Source organism: Cellulomonas bogoriensis 69B4 = DSM 16987, assembly GCF_000767165.1.
Lineage (GTDB): Bacteria > Actinomycetota > Actinomycetes > Actinomycetales > Cellulomonadaceae > Actinotalea > Actinotalea bogoriensis.
Genome location: NZ_AXCZ01000178.1, coordinates 1 through 5,427 on the forward strand (window position 1 = coordinate 1; position 5,427 = coordinate 5,427).

General features: G+C 73.9%; 6 protein-coding genes and 1 pseudogene. 1 reads left to right on the forward strand and 6 read right to left on the reverse strand.

The genetic code is table 11. From position 1 onward, the window contains the following. The 5 genes and pseudogenes from N869_RS12565 to N869_RS12585 form a co-directional block, all read right to left on the reverse strand. Positions 1–357 (reverse strand): annotated as a pseudogene (locus N869_RS12565) (DUF6297 family protein); the annotation flags it as partial. A gap of 41 nt (positions 358–398) precedes the next feature. Continuing rightward, positions 399–1,148, reverse strand: coding sequence for an ABC transporter ATP-binding protein (locus tag N869_RS12570; RefSeq protein ID WP_232229723.1), 750 nt, complete (start codon positions 1,146–1,148; stop codon positions 399–401). A gap of 142 nt (positions 1,149–1,290) precedes the next feature. Continuing rightward, positions 1,291–1,950 carry a hypothetical protein gene (locus N869_RS12575; RefSeq protein ID WP_035062213.1) on the reverse strand — a complete coding sequence of 220 codons (660 nt, stop codon included), beginning with the start codon at positions 1,948–1,950 and terminating at the stop codon, positions 1,291–1,293. 41 nt (positions 1,951–1,991) lie between these two features. Continuing rightward, positions 1,992–2,969: a DUF2332 domain-containing protein gene (locus N869_RS12580; RefSeq protein ID WP_035062214.1), complete on the reverse strand. Its 978-nt coding sequence runs from the start codon at positions 2,967–2,969 to the stop codon at positions 1,992–1,994. Positions 2,970–3,001: 32 nt separating this feature from the next. Further along, a complete protein-coding gene (locus N869_RS12585) occupies positions 3,002–3,727 on the reverse strand; it encodes an AAA family ATPase (RefSeq protein ID WP_052105517.1) in 726 nt (241 codons plus the stop codon). A 422-nt stretch (positions 3,728–4,149) separates the two neighbouring features. Here N869_RS12585 and N869_RS12590 point away from each other — a divergent pair, with 422 nt between their 5' ends. Continuing rightward, positions 4,150–4,755, forward strand: a complete 606-nt coding sequence (locus tag N869_RS12590) for a vitamin K epoxide reductase family protein (RefSeq protein WP_052105518.1) — start codon at positions 4,150–4,152, stop codon at positions 4,753–4,755. On the opposite strand, the gene N869_RS12595 is transcribed toward N869_RS12590, so the two are convergent. Further along, complete coding sequence (locus tag N869_RS12595; protein WP_035062216.1) at positions 4,752–5,213, reverse strand: LIC_13387 family protein; 462 nt, start codon at positions 5,211–5,213, stop codon at positions 4,752–4,754. The genes N869_RS12590 and N869_RS12595 overlap by 4 nt on opposite strands. Positions 5,214–5,427 lie beyond the last annotated feature (214 nt).

Sequence of the window (5,427 nt, forward strand, 5' to 3'; positions counted from 1 at the left end):
GGCGACGGTGGCGGCCGGTGGCCAGGCCAGGACGGCGGGCCGCAGGAGCCCGCGGCGGTCGACCGGCAGCGGCAACCACCACCCCGAGCCACCCTCACCGACGCCCACCGGACCCAACCGGCCCGCGAGGCCCAGCAACCCACCACCGATCACGAGCAGGACCAAGAGGCCGGGCAGGTCCCCGACGTCCTCCCGGGCGACGCCCAGGGTCGCGCGTCGGTCCATGCCCATGGCCACCCACCCCGTGAGCGAGGCGACGACGGCGAGGGTCACGAGCCCGCCCCACACCTCACCCACGACGGTCGACCAGCCTCGGCCCTCACGGGCGTCCTGCACCCGGCGCGTCATCCACCGCACCCGCCGACCTGTCGGTGGGGGACCGACGGGCGGGCCTGCGATCACACGCCCCCCTCCATCCGGGCCAGGGCCGCAGCGGCGCCCATGCGCTCGCAGGTGCGCTCCCCGATGACCACGGCGTCCCCGCTGAGCGCCTGGAGCAGCGTGCCGTCGTGCGTGGCGACCAGCACGCCCGCGCCCTGGGTCGCGCGAGCCAGGACGAGGTCGGCGAGGGTGCCGCGCATCTCGGTGTCGAGGCGTTGCTCCGGTTCGTCCAGGACGAGGAGGTCGCAGGGGCGGACGAACGCGGCGGCCAGCAGCAGACGTCGACGCTGACCGGAGGAGAGCGCTGAGGGCAGCACGTCCGCCCGGTCCACGAGCCCGACGGTGCCCAGGACGTCGTCGACGACCGCGCCCGGGGACGTCACGCCGTGACCGGCGGCGGTGACGAGCAGGTGCTCACGGGTGGTGAGGGCCGGGAACCAGGAGTCGTCGTCCATCACCCCGGCCACCCGGGCGCGGAAGCTCGCGGCACGTTCGTCGGGCGTGGCGCCGAGCACCTCGAGCGTCCCGCCGAGCGGTTCGAGCAACCCGAGGACGGCGCGCAGCACGGTGGACTTGCCCGCCCCGTTGGGCCCGACGAGGGCCAGCACCTCCCCGGGGGTGAGGTCGAGGTCGACCGGTGCGCACACCGGGCCGGCCCCGTACCCGACGCTCAGCTCCCGCGCGTGGACCAGGGGAGAGGTCGCGTCGCCGGGCGGTGTCGTCGGCGGGCCGGCCTGGGCCCGGCGCCCGAGTCGCGTGGTGCGCACACGCACGTCGTCGTCCCCCGCTCTCCGTGCGCTGCGGCCGTCGCAGCGCCTACCCCCTGCACGCCCCTGGTGTGTCCCCATGGCGGACGGCACGACGGTAGCGCGCGGCGCCCCCGTGGTCGCAGCAGGGGTTGACGACTGCTCAGGTCGTGTCGATGTCGAGGCGTCCGAGCCCGCCGGCGACGGTCACGTCGTAGAAGGGGCTGCTCTCGTCGAAACCGTCGGTGGTCAGGTCCGTGCCTGCGCCGACCCCCTCGGTGAGGACCCCGTCGACCGTCGCCTGCCCGACGCCGGACGTCACGTTCACGCGGACGTCGACCGTGGCGGGCCGCCGCACGGCCAAGCGGTCGGCGCCCGCGGTCTCCTCGACGAGGACGACCGTGTCGGGTTCGCCCAGGGTCAGCGAGATCGACCCTGCGCCGCCGCTGAGGACCAACCGGCTCAGGTGCGTCCCGGGAAGATCGACATCGACGTCGTCGGCGCCGGCCCGGACGTCCAGCTCCCACCGGACGTCGTCGGACAGGCGGACGGTGGTGGTGTCGCCGTCGAGGGTCAGGACGTGCGTCCCGTCGCTCTCGGTGTGCTCGGGCGGCGCGGCGCCAACGGCCTCGGCCTCCAGGAGGTGGTCGGTGTCAGCGCCGGCACTCACCAGGATCGACCCGGCGCCACCGGTCAGCTGGAGCACAGCGGTGTCCGCGTCCCCGCGGGGGACGGTCAACGGCTCGTCGGCCCCGTCGGGCGTGCAGGCGACGAGGCCCAGGGCGAGCGCGCAGGTGGCCAGGGTGGGGAGCGTTCGCGTCATCCGGGTGACGGTACCGGCGGGTCCGTGGGTGCGCGCGGCGCTCAGTCGCCCAGCCCTCGTAGGTGCCGACCGTGAGGTTCGGCGAACGCGCGCGGGGTGCCGTCGACGGTCACCACGAAGTCGCGGCCCGCTCGCTCGGCCAAAGGTGCGGTGCTCGGCAGGACCCGTGGGCCCTCGTTGCTGACCCAGTGGTCTGCCAGGTCGGTGACCTGCGCGGCGAACCGCTCACGTGCGTCCCCGTCGAGGTAGGCGAGCACCGCACTGTGGATGACGACGACCGTGACGCCGTCAGGCGCACCGGCGACCACCCCCGGCAGGGCATCCAGCAGGTCACCCTCGGTGATCGCCGGTGGGTCGCGGCGGGCCAGGTCGAGAGCCAGTGCCAGTCGGGCCCGGCGGTCGGTGTGCTCGGGCCAGACGAGGGTCTCGAGCCAACGGCACGAACCCCCGTCCCGCACGTCGACCGGCGACAGGTCGATGCCCGCCCGCCATGCGATGACCGGCATCCGTGAAGGCGGCCTGGCCCCGGGCCCGAGCGTGCAGGGCAGGACCACGGGGGACGGGCCGTCGTCGGGGTCCAGGTGGGTGCCGTCGTCGTACCGGTAGGAGTACCTGTCGGGCAGCAGGCACAGACCGCCCGCGGCGCCCACCTCGATCAGGGCCAGGGGCTGCGGCAGGGCCGCCAGGAACGGCAGCAGGGTGGCGCAGCGGGCCGCCTCGTTCGTCTGGGTCGAGCGCTCCAGGATGGTTTCCCGGACCGCGGGCCACCTGTCGAGCAGGGTGGAGCGCAACGACTCGACGGTGGCCGACGCCCCGTGCCACCGGGCTGCCGCCAGGACGAGGTTCGGTTGTCGCTTCCCTGCCGGCAGTGCGGTCAGGAGGCCCAGGACGTCGGGGTCGGTGCTGATGTGCTCGGACCAGCGCTCGTACACCGGTGACGTACCGCGGGCCTCGAGCCGCGCGAACCGGCGGTAGGCCTCGGCCAGGTCACCGGTTCCGCGATGCGTCGTCGGGTCCATCACCCGCAGTGTGCCAGTGCCGTGAGGCCGCCCTACTCCCAGATGCGTCGGCGGTAGGCCTCGGGGTCCTCCAGGAACCGCCGGTGCTGGTCCACGAGGGTGAGGTCCTCCCACCGGGTGGGTGTCAGGCCCTCGTCGTCGACCTCCAGCAGCGTGGCGCCCCGGGCGGCGGCGATGACGGGGGAGTGGGTCGCGATCAGCACCTGGGACCCGTTCTCGACCATGCCCTCGACCTGCTCGACGAACATCATCTGCGACGTGAAGGACAACCCCGCCTCGGGCTCGTCGAACACGTAGAACCCGGGCTTGGCGAACCGCCGCTCGTAGGTGAGGGCGAGGAACGCCTCCCCGTGGGACCGGTCGTGGAAGACGGGCTCCTCGGGAAGACCCGCGCCGCGAGGGTTCTCCTCGAGATAGGTGAACAGCCCGTGCATCGTCTCGGCCCGGACGAAGTACCCCCACCGTGGCGCTCCGGCCCCCGGGACCACCCGCAGGACGTCGTGCAACGGCGACTCGCTGGCGCGGGTCGTGTGCCGGGCGCCCTTCCCCCCGCCCTCGGGGCTCAGGCCGTAGGTGAGTGCGATCCCCTCGACCAGGGTCGACTTCCCAGAACCGTTGTGCCCCACCAGGACGGTCAACGGGCCCAGGTCCAGGCCGTGCTCGAGCAGGTGCGCGACGGCCGCGATGTCCCACGGCCACCCGTCCGTGGGGCCGGAGCCTGCGGGCCCCACACCGGGGTCCCGCTCGACCCGGCGCACGGGGAGCCTGCTGAAAGGAGTCACAACCCGGCCGCCCCTACGCCAGGGGGCGGACCGCAGCCGCCCCCGCGTCCGCCAGCACCAGCTCCTCCAGGTCCACGACCCGAGGCTAGCGACGGCGTCCGACACCCGACGTCCCGTCGGCCCGCACGAGGGCTGGTCCGCCGTGCCGCGGCCCACCTGTCACGCGCCTCGATCGGTACCTACCCGTCACGGGGCGTGGAGTGGGACCGATCTGTTGCGCTTTCCGCAACAGATCGGTCCCACTCCACGAGCGGCGACGGGCCGAGGCGAGCAGGCGGGGGGCTTCGGGCTGCAGCGAGGGGGAGGGGCTGGGGAGGGAGCGAGGTGGGGAGCGGGTTGCGCGGGACCATACCCCGGGGGGTATGGTCCTGGTGAGCCATTCCCGTTCTGAGGAGACGATGACCATGCCGACCGCCACGCTGTCCCGCCTCACCACCCCGGCCGCCCCTGTGCTGGAGCCCCGCCCGCTCGCGAACAGGCTGATCTGGGCGTTCTTCGCCGTTGCGGTCCTCGGGTGGACGGCCAGCGCGCTGCTGTCGGCCATCCACTTCTGGGTGCTCCCCATCCCGGAGGGCGTGCCGACCCGGGGGCCGATGGCCGTGATGACCAGCCCGTGGGCCTACGTCGGACCGGTGCCGCTGGCCACCATCGGCGCCGTCTACTACATCGGGATGATGGCCGCAGCGGCCATGTGGCTCTACACCAAGAACCCCCTGCTGGAGAAGGTCCTGCTGCCGGTGACGGCCAGTGGTGTGGCGTTCTCGGCCTACTTCGTCTACCTGCAGCTCGGCGTCATCGGCGAGATCTGCCCGTTCTGCATGGTCTCGGCCGCTGCCACCACCGCGCTGTTCGTCATCGAGCTCGTCGTCAAGCGCATGGGCGGGGCCGTCACCGCACCCCCGGTCAACCCCGCTCTCGCCTGGCCGGTGATGGTCGCCGTCCCGCTCGTCATGGCCCTGGTCGCCATGTTCTCCCTGACTGTGCTCCCGCTGCCGGGCCGCTAGGGCGCAGCGGCTCTGGGCGTCGAGCCCGGGCCGCTGGAGCCGGTGGCGGCGCGTGAGGGGTGCCGGAGCGCGAGGGCGACGGCGAGCGACGCGGCGCCGAGCAGGACGATCGGCGGGGACGGCAGGAGCAGGGCGGCCGTGGTCGTCCCGGCCAGCAGCACCCCCAGCAGGAGCGCCAGGACTGCGCGCGTGCTGTCGACCAGGTCGGGTGCGTGCCGCAGCGCCAGGACGACCAGTCCACCCACCCCGACCAGCAGCACGCCCATCGTGACGCTGAACCCCACGAACAGCTGCCACAGGTCGCGGTCGACACCTCCGAGGGTGACGACGGTGGCCCCCATCACCGAACGGGCGGCGCGCTCACCGTCGGGCACCGGGCCCAGCAGGCTCGTGAGCGTGAGGGCGAGGTGCCCGGTCCCGGCGACCACGAGGGCCCAACCGGCGACTGCGACGGGCACGCGCCGTGGGGGTCGACGAGGTGCCGTCGTCCTGTCGACGGGTGTGGCTGCGGTCATGGTCGGGCCTCTCGGTCGGCGGTCGGCCTCGGCTCGGATGCCGCGCCGGCGGGTGGTGGGTCGTGCTGCAGCGCGGGCGGTGTCCACCCGGCGGTCCGGTCCGAACCGCGACGGACCAGCGCGGCAGGGGTCAGGCGCACGGCGGCGTCACGCACGG

Excerpts from the sequence above, each read along its gene's own strand:
- N869_RS12575 (WP_035062213.1), bottom strand. The coding sequence starts at position 1,950 with ATGACGCGAACGCTCCCCACCCTGGCCACCTGCGCGCTCGCCCTGGGC.
- N869_RS12580 (WP_035062214.1), bottom strand. The coding sequence starts at position 2,969 with ATGGACCCGACGACGCATCGCGGAACCGGTGACCTGGCCGAGGCCTAC.
- N869_RS12590 (WP_052105518.1), top strand. The coding sequence starts at position 4,150 with ATGACCATGCCGACCGCCACGCTGTCCCGCCTCACCACCCCGGCCGCC.